Annotated in this window: 12 protein-coding genes; 3 read left to right on the top strand and 9 right to left on the bottom strand. The window is 52.4% G+C overall.

Annotation, left to right across the window (positions count from 1 at the left end; translation table 11 throughout):
* Positions 1-125: 125 nt before the first annotated feature.
* A complete protein-coding gene (locus P2W70_RS26525; RefSeq protein ID WP_276484580.1) occupies positions 126-2,609 on the bottom strand; it encodes a TonB-dependent receptor in 2,484 nt (827 codons plus the stop codon).
* 134 nt (positions 2,610-2,743) lie between these two features.
* Here P2W70_RS26525 and P2W70_RS26520 point away from each other — a divergent pair, with 134 nt between their 5' ends.
* Positions 2,744-3,661, top strand: coding sequence for a hypothetical protein (locus P2W70_RS26520; RefSeq protein ID WP_276484579.1), 918 nt, complete (start codon positions 2,744-2,746; stop codon positions 3,659-3,661).
* A gap of 85 nt (positions 3,662-3,746) precedes the next feature.
* Here the strand turns inward: P2W70_RS26520 and P2W70_RS26515 are convergent, their stop codons facing one another.
* The 7 genes from P2W70_RS26515 to P2W70_RS26485 form a co-directional block, all read right to left on the bottom strand.
* Positions 3,747-4,829, bottom strand: a complete 1,083-nt coding sequence (locus P2W70_RS26515) for a Gfo/Idh/MocA family protein (protein WP_276484578.1) — start codon at positions 4,827-4,829, stop codon at positions 3,747-3,749.
* A 65-nt stretch (positions 4,830-4,894) separates the two neighbouring features.
* Positions 4,895-6,121 carry an ABC transporter permease gene (locus P2W70_RS26510; RefSeq protein ID WP_276484577.1) on the bottom strand — a complete coding sequence of 409 codons (1,227 nt, stop codon included), beginning with the start codon at positions 6,119-6,121 and terminating at the stop codon, positions 4,895-4,897.
* Positions 6,122-6,133: 12 nt separating this feature from the next.
* Positions 6,134-6,880: an ABC transporter ATP-binding protein gene (locus tag P2W70_RS26505; RefSeq protein WP_276484576.1), complete on the bottom strand. Its 747-nt coding sequence runs from the start codon at positions 6,878-6,880 to the stop codon at positions 6,134-6,136.
* A 37-nt stretch (positions 6,881-6,917) separates the two neighbouring features.
* Positions 6,918-8,243 (bottom strand): efflux RND transporter periplasmic adaptor subunit, encoded by a 1,326-nt coding sequence (locus tag P2W70_RS26500; protein ID WP_276484575.1) that lies wholly within the window; start codon positions 8,241-8,243, stop codon positions 6,918-6,920.
* A gap of 34 nt (positions 8,244-8,277) precedes the next feature.
* Entirely contained in the window at positions 8,278-9,612 is a 1,335-nt protein-coding gene (locus tag P2W70_RS26495) for a TolC family protein (protein ID WP_276484574.1), read from the bottom strand.
* 303 nt (positions 9,613-9,915) lie between these two features.
* Positions 9,916-10,566 carry a ribulose-phosphate 3-epimerase gene (gene rpe / locus P2W70_RS26490; protein ID WP_276484573.1) on the bottom strand — a complete coding sequence of 217 codons (651 nt, stop codon included), beginning with the start codon at positions 10,564-10,566 and terminating at the stop codon, positions 9,916-9,918.
* Between the two features lie 59 nt (positions 10,567-10,625).
* Complete coding sequence (locus tag P2W70_RS26485) at positions 10,626-11,618, bottom strand: tetratricopeptide repeat protein (RefSeq protein WP_276484572.1); 993 nt, start codon at positions 11,616-11,618, stop codon at positions 10,626-10,628.
* A 123-nt stretch (positions 11,619-11,741) separates the two neighbouring features.
* On the opposite strand from P2W70_RS26485, the gene P2W70_RS26480 reads away from it, so the two are divergent.
* Both P2W70_RS26480 and P2W70_RS26475 read left to right on the top strand, forming a co-directional pair.
* A complete protein-coding gene (locus P2W70_RS26480; RefSeq protein WP_276484571.1) occupies positions 11,742-12,848 on the top strand; it encodes a TolB family protein in 1,107 nt (368 codons plus the stop codon).
* 81 nt (positions 12,849-12,929) lie between these two features.
* Positions 12,930-13,394, top strand: a complete 465-nt coding sequence (locus P2W70_RS26475; RefSeq protein WP_276484570.1) for a hypothetical protein — start codon at positions 12,930-12,932, stop codon at positions 13,392-13,394.
* A gap of 130 nt (positions 13,395-13,524) precedes the next feature.
* Here P2W70_RS26475 and P2W70_RS26470 read toward each other — a convergent pair whose 3' ends face one another.
* Positions 13,525-14,250: a DUF3108 domain-containing protein gene (locus tag P2W70_RS26470; RefSeq protein WP_276484569.1), complete on the bottom strand. Its 726-nt coding sequence runs from the start codon at positions 14,248-14,250 to the stop codon at positions 13,525-13,527.
* Positions 14,251-14,255 lie beyond the last annotated feature (5 nt).

Here is a 14,255-nt window from a genome sequence, read left to right as displayed (position 1 = left end):
TGCCGGAATTGTTAAAGGCTGATTTATAGTTAATTATGAAATTGGCACACTTCAATACTGTCCCGCTGCGGGAATGAAAATCGTTGTTTTGGGAATTTTTAGACCCTGGGGTGGCGATGTAAGGGCTAAAACCGGGCAACCAGTTTCAGGTTCAGCAGCCGCGGCGTAAGCCGGTTGGGCATGGCGAAGGTGCTGTTGGAGAAATCTTTAATGAGGAGATAAGAGATGGTATTGTCGCGGTCGATCAAGTTAAACACCTCCAGCGTTGCCCAGATATTCTCGAAGTTTTTGAAGGGGCTATGACTACGGCGTTTGCTCCGGTCGCTGTCGAGCAGTAAGGCGCTGAAGCCAATATCGATGCGCATATACGGCTCGATGACGAGCGCATTGCGGTATTTAACGCTATTGGGGATATTATAGGGCAGGTTGCTGCCATACAGGAAATTGAGGTAAACCTTGAAGTTCTTGTTGGTCGACAGGTAGTCCTGCAGGAACATCCCAAACGTAAACAACCGGTCGGTAGGCCGGCGAAACCAGCCACCCTGCGTTTGCACACTGTCGATCGGATTGTTGAGGGAGTCGAGGGTATAACTGTAGTAAAAATCGTTCTCCAGGTTTTCCCGCGAACGCATAAAGCCCAGACTGATCCAGCTTTCCGCATCCTTCACCAGCTCACCAAACAGGCGCAGCTCCAGTCCCGTAGCATAAGCCTTGGCGCTGTTCTCTCCAAAATAACGCAGGCGCACATTGTCGATATCATACGGCACCACATCCCACATGTTTTTGTAGTAGGCCTCGGCTGTAAGGCGGAAAGGACGGTCCAGTCCCTGGAAATTGTAGTCGAACCCAGCCGTCACCTGCCAGCTTTTCTGCGCTTTCAGGTCCTTGTTGATGGTGCCATCATACCGGCGCAATTCCCGGTAAAAAGGAGGCTGGTTGTAAATACCGGCTGCCCCCCTGAATACCATATCGCTTTTCCAGTGAGCAGGCTTCCACGAAAAACCAACCCGGGGCGATAGCAGAAACTCATTGTTGAGGCTGTTGTAGTTGTATCGTACACCAGCCTGCAGGGTAAAGCCCGTAGAGTCGTTGAAACTGATATTGTCCTGGATATAACCGCTGAGCCGGGTAATTTCGAGGTTCGCCTTCGACTTGATCACCTTGCTCAGGCTAAACTGGTTGGGGTTATAAGGCAGGTTATACCCGGCCGAGTCCTGGTATTCCCATTCATGCAGTTTGTCGTCGATCGTTTGTTGCTCGACGGTCTGTCCCCATTGCAGGTAATGCCGTCCCAGGTCAATCGAGCCTTTGTGCGAGGCATTCCAAACACCGATATTGAGTTTGTTGCGGGCAAAAGTTTGTGACAGACCAGCCCCCAGCGGATTGACGATCAGGCCATACTCCGGCTTGCCCTTGTCGAAAGAGCGTTCGCCAAAAAGATAAGCACCGGTAATATCGAGCGATTCCCGTTCGTCGTTTTCGAAATGACTCACCATCCATTTCAGGCGCAGGTTTTTGCGCAACTGCTGGATCCAGGAAAGACCAAACATATTCGTACGGTACTGATCCTGTTCCCGACCATCGAAATAAATGTCCAGTCCCAGGTTGGCGCTGAAGAAAGGAGAAAAGACAGAGGTCGTCAGCTGACTGAATTCGGGCACCAGCGTAAACCGCGTTTGCGACAGGTTGCCCAGCAGCTCGAGTGAGTTGCGGTTATTGATTTGATAGGTCAGCAAGGCCTGCAGATCGGAAGAAGAAGGCACATAATTGCCCTTGGTTTCCTGGCTGCTCAGCAGGTTGCGGTTGCTGCGGTTGCGCACGCCCACCAGGAAGCTGAAGCGGTTGTTGCGGCTGGTGCCTTCCAGGTGAAGGCCTTGCTCCAGCAATCCGATATAGGCCGAACCGCCGAAAGACTTGGGCTTTTTATACTGGATATCCAGCACCGACGACATCTTATCGCCATACCGTGCCTGGAAGCCACCATTGTAAAAGTTCACATTGCGGGCCATCTCGGGATTGATGAAGCTCAATCCTTCCTGTTGGCCGCTACGCACCAGGTAGGGACGAAATACCTCAAAGTCGTTGACGTAAATGAGGTTCTCGTCATAGTTACCGCCACGTACCGAATATTGGGAAGTGAGCTCGTTGTTGGAGCCTACGAACACTTTGATCAGACTTTCTATCCCGCCCGTAGGAGAGGGGATGTTGATGGCATTTTTGGGGTTCAATACGATCAACCCTGCTTCACGCCGTTGCCGTTGGTCGGTAACGACCACCGAATCGAGTTGGCGGGCGCCCCGCTCCAGGCGGATAACGATGAATTCTTCTTCCCCTTCACTCAGGAGAAAATTACGCTGTTCCGTATTGAAGCCGGCTGAAGTAAAAACGATGGCGAAAGCTTTGTCGACCGGTGCCTGGAGCCTGAAAGTACCCGAATCGGTCGTTGCCGTACCCGTACGACGGCCCAGGATCATGACCGATGCCCGGCTCACGGGCTGCTCATTCTCGTCGACGACCCTGCCGCTTACATAAGCTGGTTTCTTCTGGGCAACAACAGGCAGCGCGATACAGGCGAGGAGGCAGCCAATAAGTAAGGGTATAAATCTCAACCGGTCAATTTTAATGCTGTCGAAATTAGTTGAATTTGTGCTCACACTAAAACAGAAAAATCCATTATTTATTATATTTTGGCGGCCACACCTGGCGCCTGACCGATACGGGTAAACCACCAGGTAATTCCCTTATGTCGACAACCCCGATCGTACGCCTGTTGCTGCTTGCCGGAATGCTTACGTTCATCCATTGTGGTGATGGCAAATCACCCACTAAACATGCTGCCCGGGATCCCTATATCCTGAAAGAGACCATTGCCCAGGGGGCCGATACCCTGATGACGCGGCTGGCGGGTATCAAACAGGTGAATGAGTGGGGCCCTCTTTGTCAGCATTGGGAGGTGGCAAAAACCGAAGGGGCTACTTCCCGCGAGCTGTTGCGCGACCCCGATGGCAACGAGTTTACGCCAGGCATCGATCTCTTTGCGGATAGTACCTACCTGTTGAATCCCAGAGGCCCCATGACAACGGGCACCTGGCGGGTGGTCAAAGCAGGCAATACCCGCACTTTGATCCTCACCGACCGTACCGGCTGGCAGCTGCCCTGGCAGATCAATGAGCTGAGCTCGCAGGCCCTCCGCCTGCAGATAACCAACGAATCCGGAAAAACGGTTTACTTCAACCTGGCCGCAGATGGGCAGGTGCATCAAAACAAACGCAACGATCCCTTTCATCCGATCAATAATTGGTGGAGGATACCACCCACAGCTCCTGAATCCGACAGTGCCATTAAAGCCAGAGCAAAGGGCATTGTAAAATTCTATGCTCTTTTTTACCGCGACAACATCCTGCGAAAGAAAGACAAGATCAACTTTGCCGGACTACCCGATATCTTCGACTGGTACAGTCGCGGCATCGGCATGCCCGACTGGGAAGACATCCGCGATTCGTATGTGGATTGCTTTTACAACAAAGAGCAGGCAGAAAAAGGCTACCAGGTATTAAGACGCCTGATCATCGACCATGAATTCAAATGGCCCAAAGGAGCGCCCGATTGGCGCATGGAAACGCACAGCGTATTGGAGCAGATGTACCACAAGATGAAGTAGACCGAGAGGAGGCCGCCAGTCCAGGCCAATTGGGTTTTTGCATGGATGGATCGCGCCAGGTAATCGGGAAGGGAGCACTACCTCCCTACAGCGGCCAGCGAATGGCCCTTCTTTCCTGCGAAGAACGATAGATGGCATTGAACAGCTCCACGGTTTTACGACCTTCCAATCCTGTTACCAACGGAGTGCGTTGGTCGATAATGGCACGAAAGAAATCCTGCTGTTGTAGTCGTATGAAATATTCTGCCGCATTGATGGAGTTGAACAAGGCGGTATCTTCCTGCTGCCACTGGGCAAGCAAGCCTTCTTCGCCGGGCACCGTCCACAGGTCGTTGATCGGTGGTTCCAGTACTGCCGAGCGGCCGGGCAGGAACATGGCACCGCCATCGGTTTGCACACCAGCGGTAGCGCCATTGGAACCATGGATATGTACCTTGCTGTAAATGCCGGGTTTTTGCGCATTGCTGACCATGATATTGGCCAGTGCCCCATTCTTAAAACGGACCACTGCCACCGCGGTATCCTCCACTTCGATATAAGGATGATTGATATTGCTCCAGGCGCCATACACATCCTCCACCTCACTGCCCATATACCATTGCAACAGGTCGAGCTGATGCGGCGCCTGGTTCACCAGTACACCGCCGCCCTCTGCGGCCCAACTGCCGCGCCAGGGATCGCTGCTGTAATAAGTCTCATCACGCCAACCATACATCACCACAAATCCCAGCATGGGCGTACCCAGCTTGCCCGCATCGATGGCCTGGCGGATACGCAGGGCCGCCGGAATAAAACGCCGCTGACTGATCATTCCCAATTGTCTGCCGGCTGCCTCACCAGCAGCGATCATCGCATCACTATCTTCGAGGGAAATGGCCAGCGGTTTCTCCACCAGAACATGGGCGCCTGCGACAAAAGCAGCCAGGGTAGCGTCTTTATGGGCAGGGTGCGGGGTACAGATCACGACCACCTCTACCTGCTCCCGGCGGATCATCTCGCCGATATCGGTATAGGCTGCTGCGCCATAGTGGGCTGCAAAGGCAGTTGCCTTGTCGAGGCTGCGGCTTTGAACGGCCACCAGTTCAGTGTCTTCGATTTGCGTCAATGCCTGCGCATGTACCTGCGCCATTTTACCACAGCCGATAATAGCCGAGCGGAGTTTTTTCATACCCGTCAAAACTATATTTTTTTGCCGAGTCATACTCCCTCCTGCCAAAATAAGCTAACACCCGGTTATTCGTACCGCAAAGCTTCGATCGGGTCGAGGCGGGAAGCATTCCTGGCCGGATAGTAACCAAAGAAGACGCCCGTAATGGCACATACGAGGAACGACAGGATGATCGAGGATTCCGATATCAGGGTAGGCCAGGAGAACACCGCCGTTACGATCTTGGCAGCCGCGATCCCCAGCAATACGCCGATGATGCCACCGGTGATGCTGATAAAGATCGCTTCCACCAGAAACTGCAGAAGGATATCGATTCCCCTGGCCCCGATCGACATACGCAAACCGATCTCCTTCGTCCGTTCTGTAACGGAAACATACATGATGTTCATGATGCCGATACCACCCACGATCAGTGAGATACCGGCAATGGCGGTCAGCAATACGGTCAATAACTCACTGGTAGAACTGATCGTACTGATCAGTTCCGCCTGTGTACGCACCGTGAAATCATCAGCTTCACCGGCTTTCAGTTTGTGTTGCTTGCGCAGGATGTCGCTGATGCTGCCCACTGCCAGGTCCGAGCTTTGCTCGTCGACGGCAGAGGCATAAATGGTTTGCACATACGTGATGGCCATCAACCTTTTTTGTACAGTGGTATAAGGCGCCAGGATGATATCGTCCTGGTCCTGCCCAAAAGCATTCTCGCCTTTTTCTTCCAGCACGCCAATCACTTTGAAGGGAATTTTTTTGAAGCGTACATACTTGCCGATCGGGTCTTCGCCATTGCTGAAAATACTCTCTACGATCGTTTGTCCGATCAGGCACACTTTATTGGCCGTGCGTACGTCCTCATCGGTAAAATTGGTCCCGTGCTGCAGTTTCCATTGCCGGATATCGAGGTAGCCCGGTGATACGCCCTGCATCTGGGTGGGCCAGTTGAGGGCTGCATTGATCACCTGCCCCGAGGTACTCACGGCCGGTGATACATTGGTGATGTATTGTGCTTTGGCTTCAATGGCTCTTACATCTTCCACGGTAAGGGTTTGCAGCGAGGAGGCACCCAGGCGCGCACCGCCGCCTACCGTTGCATTGCTGCTGGGCCGCAGGGTGATCATATTCGATCCCATCGTCGTCAGCTGGTCGCGGATACTTTGCTTGGAGCCCTGGCCAATGGCCACCATCGTGATCACAGACGCCACACCGATGATGATGCCCAGCATCGTGAGGAAGGCCCGTAGCTTGTTGCGAAGCAGCGCCCGGGCGGCAATGCTGAATATGTTGATGATATTCATGTCGATGATACTTTAATAGTCATCCTGCGCTGGCAGGGCGGCGAGCGCCGCGGCAGCAGATGCTATATTGGTGTTTTTTACATCTTTGATCACGCGGCCATCTTTCAGCGTAATGGTGCGCGAGCTGAAGGCGGCGATGTCTGGTTCATGCGTCACGAAGACGATCGTTTTACCTTGCTTGTTCAGCTCCTGCATCAGCGCCATGATCTCGTACGAGGTACGGGTATCGAGGTTGCCCGTGGCCTCATCGGCGAGTATCATGACCGGCTGGTTCACCAATGCCCGTGCAATGGCTACCCGCTGCTGCTGACCGCCCGACAACTGGTTAGGCAGATGACCCAACCGGTCGGCCAGTTTCACCGCTTCCAGTGATTGTACAGCGCGTTCATGCCGCTCACGGGCACCAATGGCTTTGTTGTACAACAAAGGTAGCTCTACATTCTCCAGCGCCGAGGTACGGGCCAGCAGGTTGTACGACTGAAAGACGAAGCCGATCTTCTGGTTGCGGATGCGGGCCAGTTCATTGCGGGAGAGGTCGCCGATGCTGACACCGTCCAGTAGGAATTTGCCTTCGCTGGGTTTGTCGAGACAGCCAAGGATATTGAGCAAGGTGGTTTTGCCCGAACCACTTTTGCCCATGATGGTCACGAATTCGCCCTGCTCCACTTCAAAGGATACCCCCTTCAGCGCCCGCACCGTTTCGCTGCCCATTGTAAACTCCCGCTTCAGTTCATATATGTCGAGGATCTTGTTTGCCATAATCGATTGTTGAGTGCCTACTAACGGAGTTGGTTAACTATTGCGGAGGACGATTGCCGCCTCCACCACCACCGCCGCCAGTACTCCGGTTGCCGCCCCGGCGTTGCGGCATGAACGGACTGGTCACTTTCGGTTTCTCTTTACCCTTCAGGGCTTCATAGCCCAGTACCACGATATCGTTGGTCGTTAAGCCGGATAATACTTCCCGCTCCGTCTCGGTATCCATACTGGTTACTACGCGTTTGCGTACCAGCGTGGTATCCTGCTTGACCCATACATGGGCCGTTATGGTTTTCTTTCGGACGCTCGAATCAGGCGATGGTGGCCCATCGCTGTCACTATCGGGCTCGCCGCCGCGAGGCCCTCCACCGCGCCCGCCCCCCGTTCGTTCTCCGCTTTCACGTCCCCCACTGGCTGAACGGTCGATCTTATAGATCTTCTTCAGCACGGTGTCGGGCTCAAACTGGAAGGCGCTCGCCGATACCAGCAAGGCATGCTGCACTTCTTCGGTGTATACAAAAATGCTGGCCGTCATACCCGGTTTCAATCTTTTGTCCTGGTTGGGGGCGTCGATGATCGTGGTATAGGATACCACATTGGCCGAGGTACTGGGTTGCAGGCGAATCTCCTTCACCCGGCCGGCAAACGTATCTTCCGGAAAAGCATCTACCGTAAACGACACGCGCTGGCCTTTTACCACACTGCCGATATCTGCTTCATCTACCGAAGCCTGCACCTGCATATTGGTCAGGTCCTTGGCAATGCTGAAGAGGGTAGGCGTATTGAAGCTCGATGCCACCGTTTGTCCTTCACTCACCGAGCGCGATAGCACCGTACCGTCGATGGGAGAGTAGATCTCGGTAAACTGAAGATTACGCCGGGCCGAAGTAAGTTGCGCCGCTACGCTGTTGACATTGTCTTTGGCAGCGTTGTATTGGTACAAGGCTGTTTCCAGTTCAGCTTTAGCAATAGCGCCTACTTTATACAGGTTATTCTGCCGGTCATAATTACTTTGCTGGTAAACCAGGTTCGACTTTGCCTGTTGCAGGTTGGCGTTGATCTGATCTACCTGTGCCTGCAACAGCGATTTATCGAGTTGTGCCAGCAGCTGCCCTTTCTTTACCGTGCTGTTGAAATCGACATATACTTTTACGATCGTGCCCGATACCTGGGCGCCCACGGCTACCGTATCTACCGGTTGCAGGGTGCCGGTGGCTGTTACTGTAGTGGCGATGGTGCCATAAGTAGGTTGCTCGGTATTGAGGTAGATGGTGATCTTGTCCTCCTTGAATTTCCAGAACCAGATGCCCACGCCCGCGGCGACCAGTACCAGTGTCCAGATGAGCCATTTCATTTTTTTCATGATACATCCATTTATATCCGGTATAACAATAGGGTTAGAAGGTGATGGGAAGGCCTGCGTAGAAGTCATAGATCTTGCCATACAGGATAGAGCTGTATTTGGCCTGAACATAATTCTGCGTGGCTTGTACAAACGTGTTCTTCTGTTGCAACAGCTCCACCATATTCACGGCTCCGTATTGCAGTTGCTCATTGGTAATGTTGTACGTTTCCTCACTGGTTTTTAGCTGCACATCGGCTGCTTTGAATTGCGACAGCGCGTTTTGCCAGTTGATGTACACTTGCTCGATCTGCTGGTTCAGGTTGTTTTTAATATCCAGCTCCGAGAGTCGTGCCTGCTCGATGAGTATCTGGTTTTTGGCGATATTGGTTTTATTGATGCGCTTATTATAGATCGGGATGGACATGCTGACACCCAACTGCTGGTAGAAGTTGCCATTGAGCTGTTTGAAGTAGGCCTCGGTATTGTTGTCGGAATAGCCGGTCGAGAGATTGCCGCCGAGGCTGATCGTCGGACGGGTACCGGCCCTTACTTTCGCCAGGTTGGCTTCGGCGATCTGTACCGATACCTGGCCGTTTTCCACTTCAGGCCGGGTTCGCTGGGCCGTCTCCTGCGTTTCTATCAGGCCCTGTCCTTCATTATCCACTTTTACTGTGTCGGGCACCGATACGGCAAAATCATAACTGGTAGGCAACAACAACAGCTGCTTCAACGCCAGGTTGTTTTGCCGGTACGTGTTTTGGGCATTGACCAGGTTGTACTGGTCGTTGGCCACCTGTGATTCGAATTGCAGGTAATCTTTGCGGGAGATGCTGCCTGCGTCGAACAGGTCTTTGCCCTGTTTCAACTGGGCTTTGGAAGTGGCCAGCAGCTCTTCCATATAGGTAATGTTCTCCCGGGCCAGCAGGATGTTGAGAAAAGCCTGTGTAATGCTGAGGGTAATATCGTTCTCCGTTTCAGCAACACTCAGGTAGGCCGACCGCAGTGTCAGTTCCTTGGCTTTGATATCGTTTTTCAGAAAGCCACCATTGTACAACACGATGGAGGTGTTGAGTGAATAGTTGCTATTGAAATTTGCCTGTGTTTGAAAACCGCCTACAATGGGGTCGGTATTGGTACTGTTCACCAGCGATTGTGAGGTAGAGCCTGACACCGAGGGAAAACGGGCCGCCCGGGCGGCCAGTACGTCCTCATTGGCCGACCGGCCCGTGAGCTTTTGGGTATTCACCGCAATACTGTTTTGCCGCGCGTATTGGATTGCATTTTCCAAAGTCCACGCTGGAGGCACGTGTTGAAGCAATGTATCCTGCGCCTGCGCGCAGACATAACTCCCTCCTGTGAGCATGAAATAGATCAAAAGTTGTTTCATATCCCGAAAAATTAGAGTAGTCAGGTTTGGGGGGTGGAAAGGTCAGGCCTGTGATATTGGGTATTCCCCCGGTGAGTGCAAAAGATATACCCGGGGTGTCGTTACTGTAAAGAGGCACTAAACCGGTACCCTAGTATGCGAAATAAACACGTATTGATACTACTTGTTTGCTACGGGGTAGCCGTTGCCTGTCAGGTGTCGACCGGTAAGGAGAATGGCTCGACGAAAATGTTGAAGATAGGAGCATGAAAAAGGCCGGCAGCATACACGGGGTATATTGCCGGCCTGAATACGGTCAAGGTACTAGGCAATATGTTTCAACTGACGGATCGTCTCCTTGGGGTCTTTTGATTTGAAAACCGTGCTGCCGGCCACCAGTACATCGGCGCCTGCACGCACTACACTGGCGGCATTCTCCAGCGTGATACCACCATCCACTTCAATCTTTGTATTGAGCGCCCGCTCATCGATCAGACGGCGCAATTGCCGGATCTTTTCAATAGTGTGCAGAATAAACGACTGCCCGCCAAAGCCGGGGTTCACACTCATGATCAGCACCATGTCAATATCATCCAGCACATCTTTCAGCAAGTCTACCGGAGTGTGTGGGTTCAACGATACACCCGCCTGCATGCCCAACGATTTGATCTGCTGAATATTCCGGTGCAGGTGAGGGCAGGCTTCATAATGCACGGTCAGGATATCGGCACCAGCCTTCTTAAAGGCTTCGGCATAACGCTCGGGTTGTACGATCATCAGATGTACATCACATATTTTTTTCGTGGCCGTGCGGATCTGTTCGATCACGGGCAGGCCGTAGCTGATATTAGGTACGAACACCCCGTCCATCACATCTAGGTGAAAGTACTCGGCTTCGCTGTCATTGAGCATCTGGCATTCCTCCTGCAGCTTCAGGAAGTTGGCCGCTAAGAGAGAAGGTGCTACGATCGGCATGTCTGTAGAAATTGATGAATGAAATAATGGGTTGGTACAAAAAGGGTTTGTGCTTCGGCTTATCCTTTCAGCCTCCGGAGACCGTCACGTGCCTCTGCAAATCCACGGTCCAGCGAGAGCGCCCGCTGGTAGTTCTCAATGGCTTTTGCCGGCTGGTGCATCGCTTCATAACAACGTCCCTGCCAGAAGTAGGCATCGGCATTGGTATTGGAGACCGTAGCAGCCATAGTGAAAGTTTTCAGCGCATTGTCGTATTGCTTCAGATCATACTGGATGATGCCCTTTTCGATATAGGCATCGGTAAACTTCCAGTTTTGTTGAATGCACAACTCGAATTGTGCGAGGGCAGCATCAAATTGTTTGGTGTCCGAATAATAAGCGCCTTTCAGAAACGTAGCCTCATTGGCGAAGGTCGAATCCCGGGCGATCAGCGCATCGCAGAGGGCGATCGTATTCGGATTGCGGGTAGACGCATACAGGTTGGCGAGAGACAGCCCCGTAAAATTCACCGGCTGCAGGCTGTACGATCTTTCCATAGCCTGCACCGCCGCATTGGTATCCTTCAGCTGCAGCAGCAGGGAACCTTTCTCATACCAGCTTTCGAAATCGAGCGAGTCTTTGGCCAGCAGGGCATTGTACTCCTCCAGCGCCGCTTCCGTTTCGCCCACCTGGGCATATACTTCGCTCAGCCTGCGACGGAAGGAAGGATTGTTGGGATATTTTTTAATACAGTCTTTCAGCAATCCAACCGCTTCTACCGGCCGGTCAACCAACATCAGGTTGGAAATAAACTGCATCGCCGTATTTTCACTGGGCGTCAGGTTCCAGGCAGTTTCATAGTCGGCGCTCGCCAGCTCGTGCAGGTTGTTCTGCGACAGCCGGGTACCCCGGATGAGGTATAGCTCCGCATCTTTGGGTGCAGCGGCGATGCTATCGGTGATGCTGGCATAGGGCGGTTTGCTCAGCAGGGCTTTCGATCGGTCTGCCTCCGTTTCCTTACAGCCGGCGATCAGCAGGCCCAGCAGGCAATATCCTATAAATCTGGATCTCATAATCATCCTTCAAAACTAACCGTTTTTGTGCATCCTGTTTATGATAAAATTCTTGTATAAAAGCAAAAACACTGAAATACCTTTGCGGCCAACTCCTAAAACAGGTACTAAAAAATACATACCATGAGAAGTTCCCTCGTCATCTTACTGGGCGGCCTTTCAGTCACTGCCCTGATCACTGCCTTCAAAACCGTTTCCAGCCCGGTAGCCCCCGTTAGGCAGACATCCGATACCCTCCATTACCCCGAGGAAACGCATTTCAGGAACCTGCAGCAGCTCACCTTTGGGGGCGACAATGCCGAAGCTTATTTCAGCTATGATGGCAAATACCTCATCTTTCAACGTACCAGCGCCAAAGATGGAATCCCCTGCGACCAGATGTTTGTAGGAAAAGTACCCGCGCCGGGCGAAAAATTCGACTACAAACGTGTCAGTACCGGCAAAGGTCGTACCACCTGTGGTTTTTTTACCAAAGATGGCAAACACATCATCTATGCCTCTACCCACCTCGGCGGTGAAGCCTGTCCGCCCGTGCCGGATCGCTCCAAATACGGCAACAAATACATCTGGCCGTTGTATGCCAGCTTCGATATCTTCATGGCCGACCTCGATGGTAAGATCGTGAAGCAACTGACCACCTCTTCCGGTTACGATGCCGAGGCCACCCTGTCGCCCGACGGTAAGAAGATGATCTACACCAGCGTGAAGGATGGCGATATCGAACTCTACATCATGGACCTCAAAACCGGCAAAGAACAACGCATCACCCATACCCTCGGCTATGATGGTGGTGCCTGGTTTAGCCCCGATGGTAAAAAGATCATCTGGCGCGCCTCACGCCCCAAAACTGATGCCGAGGTCAAAGAATACAAGGACCTGCTCGCTGAAAACCTCGTAGCGCCAACCAATATGGAAGTATGGGTGGCCAACGCCGATGGCAGCAACGCCCGCCAGGTTACCGCCTACGGACAGGCCAACTGGGCGCCGGCCTATATGCCCGATAGCAAACGCATCATCTTCGCATCGAACCACGAATACAAAAGAGGATTCCCCTTCAACCTGTATACGATCAACGAAGATGGTACCAACCTGCACAAGATCAGCCGCGATAAAGGGTTCGATGCCTTCCCCATGTTCAGCCCCAATGGTAAGAAGATCGTCTTCTGCAGCAACCGCAACAATGGCGGCACACGCGATACCAATATCTTCCTGGCCGATTGGGTCGAGTAGGGAAAATCCGGTTTTGCGTTGTAGCTTTGGCCCGGTTTCGATTCATACACTTCAAAAGCTGAAATTATTATGGAAACAGGTATGCTTCATTTACACAATTTTCTCCGGTGGGTAATTCTGATATTATTAATAGTGGCCTTGTTCCGTCACCTCAGTGGCAAGAACAACAAGAGACCGGTGAATGCCGGGGATAAGAAAATAGACCTGTTCCTGATGATCTCTGCACACCTGAATTTCGTAGTGGGATTGTACCTGTATTTCACCCGGCCCATGGGCTTCAAACTGTTCCAGACAGTAGGCAGCAGCGTCATGTCAAATTCCGTACTGCGCTTCTTTGCAGTAGAGCATATGTTGGGTATGCTGATCGCTATCGTACTCATCACCATTGGACGTGGTAAAGTAAAACGCGCCACTGATTATACCGCCCATAATAAGGCATTCTGGTTTTTCCTGATCGCGCTGATCATCATCCTGGCTTCAGTTCCCTGGCCTTTCCGCATGGAAGGTATCGCCAGACCCTGGTTCCCAGGTATGACCACTAATTAACAAACCTCCTTATAAAAACAATAGCTACCAGGCTGTCCGTCATCGAAAGACGAATTCCTGGTAGCTATTTTTGTTGGTGCCTGGTCTACTGGTAGCATGTTTACTACGCAGCGCCAACTTCTGTTCATGGCTATACTTTTGTGACGATATAAAACATTTTCCCCATCGGGATCACCCGCTTGATCACCCTGCCGGTACGCTTCTCGATCCACGCCAGCCCATCCGGTGCGTTGCCCGCATTGCCGGTTTTGGCCACATGACACTGTATCCAATGGCCGTCTGGCGTATAGATCATATCCTCTCCCACATATTCCACCTGCCAGGGATCCATACCTTGCTTTTCAAAAGTATAAGCGTTGAGTGTGGCTGTAAATCCCTTTTTATACGGCAGCAAACCATAGAGGTACTCCAGCAGGTTGGAGTCGAAATAACCGGCCTCCATCCTGTGCAGCGTATCCGTTTTCTTACCGCCTTTGTTGGCCACGGCATGCACGGCCTGTTGCTGGAAATCCAGGTCCATTTGCATAAAGGAGGGCGTAGTCACCATGCGCATCCGCACCGGGGCCAGGGTTTTTCCATCCGCAATGGTCGAGTCGAGCAGGATGCGACCGTCAGGCAGGTGAAGCTGCTGCACCAGGATCACCCAACCTTTTGCGGCATTCAGCGACACCGTTTGCCGGCAGGTAAATTCGGTCAGAACCTTGCCTGCAGAATCGGTGGTAGCGATCTTGTAGATCGATGCCCCCGGTTTGATCAGCTCATAGCGGATCGCCGGATCACCCGCTTTGATGACCTGTTGACAGCGGGCTATGTGCGTCAGTACGAGCAGCATGATGAGGAGCAGTATCTTGTCCATAATGG

Source organism: Paraflavitalea pollutisoli (assembly GCF_029360705.1).
Lineage (GTDB): Bacteria > Bacteroidota > Bacteroidia > Chitinophagales > Chitinophagaceae > Paraflavitalea > Paraflavitalea pollutisoli.
The sequence above is the reverse complement of the archived record's forward strand: the minus strand, read 5'-3'. Positions and strand labels throughout refer to the sequence as shown.

Excerpts from the sequence above, each read along its gene's own strand:
- P2W70_RS26520 (WP_276484579.1), top strand. The coding sequence starts at position 2,744 with ATGTCGACAACCCCGATCGTACGCCTGTTGCTGCTTGCCGGAATGCTT.
- P2W70_RS26515 (WP_276484578.1), bottom strand. The coding sequence starts at position 4,829 with ATGAAAAAACTCCGCTCGGCTATTATCGGCTGTGGTAAAATGGCGCAG.
- P2W70_RS26510 (WP_276484577.1), bottom strand. The coding sequence starts at position 6,121 with ATGAATATCATCAACATATTCAGCATTGCCGCCCGGGCGCTGCTTCGC.
- P2W70_RS26505 (WP_276484576.1), bottom strand. The coding sequence starts at position 6,880 with ATGGCAAACAAGATCCTCGACATATATGAACTGAAGCGGGAGTTTACA.
- P2W70_RS26500 (WP_276484575.1), bottom strand. The coding sequence starts at position 8,243 with ATGAAAAAAATGAAATGGCTCATCTGGACACTGGTACTGGTCGCCGCG.
- P2W70_RS26495 (WP_276484574.1), bottom strand. The coding sequence starts at position 9,612 with ATGAAACAACTTTTGATCTATTTCATGCTCACAGGAGGGAGTTATGTC.
- rpe (WP_276484573.1), bottom strand. The coding sequence starts at position 10,566 with ATGCCGATCGTAGCACCTTCTCTCTTAGCGGCCAACTTCCTGAAGCTG.
- P2W70_RS26485 (WP_276484572.1), bottom strand. The coding sequence starts at position 11,618 with ATGAGATCCAGATTTATAGGATATTGCCTGCTGGGCCTGCTGATCGCC.
- P2W70_RS26480 (WP_276484571.1), top strand. The coding sequence starts at position 11,742 with ATGAGAAGTTCCCTCGTCATCTTACTGGGCGGCCTTTCAGTCACTGCC.
- P2W70_RS26475 (WP_276484570.1), top strand. The coding sequence starts at position 12,930 with ATGCTTCATTTACACAATTTTCTCCGGTGGGTAATTCTGATATTATTA.
- P2W70_RS26470 (WP_276484569.1), bottom strand. The coding sequence starts at position 14,250 with ATGGACAAGATACTGCTCCTCATCATGCTGCTCGTACTGACGCACATA.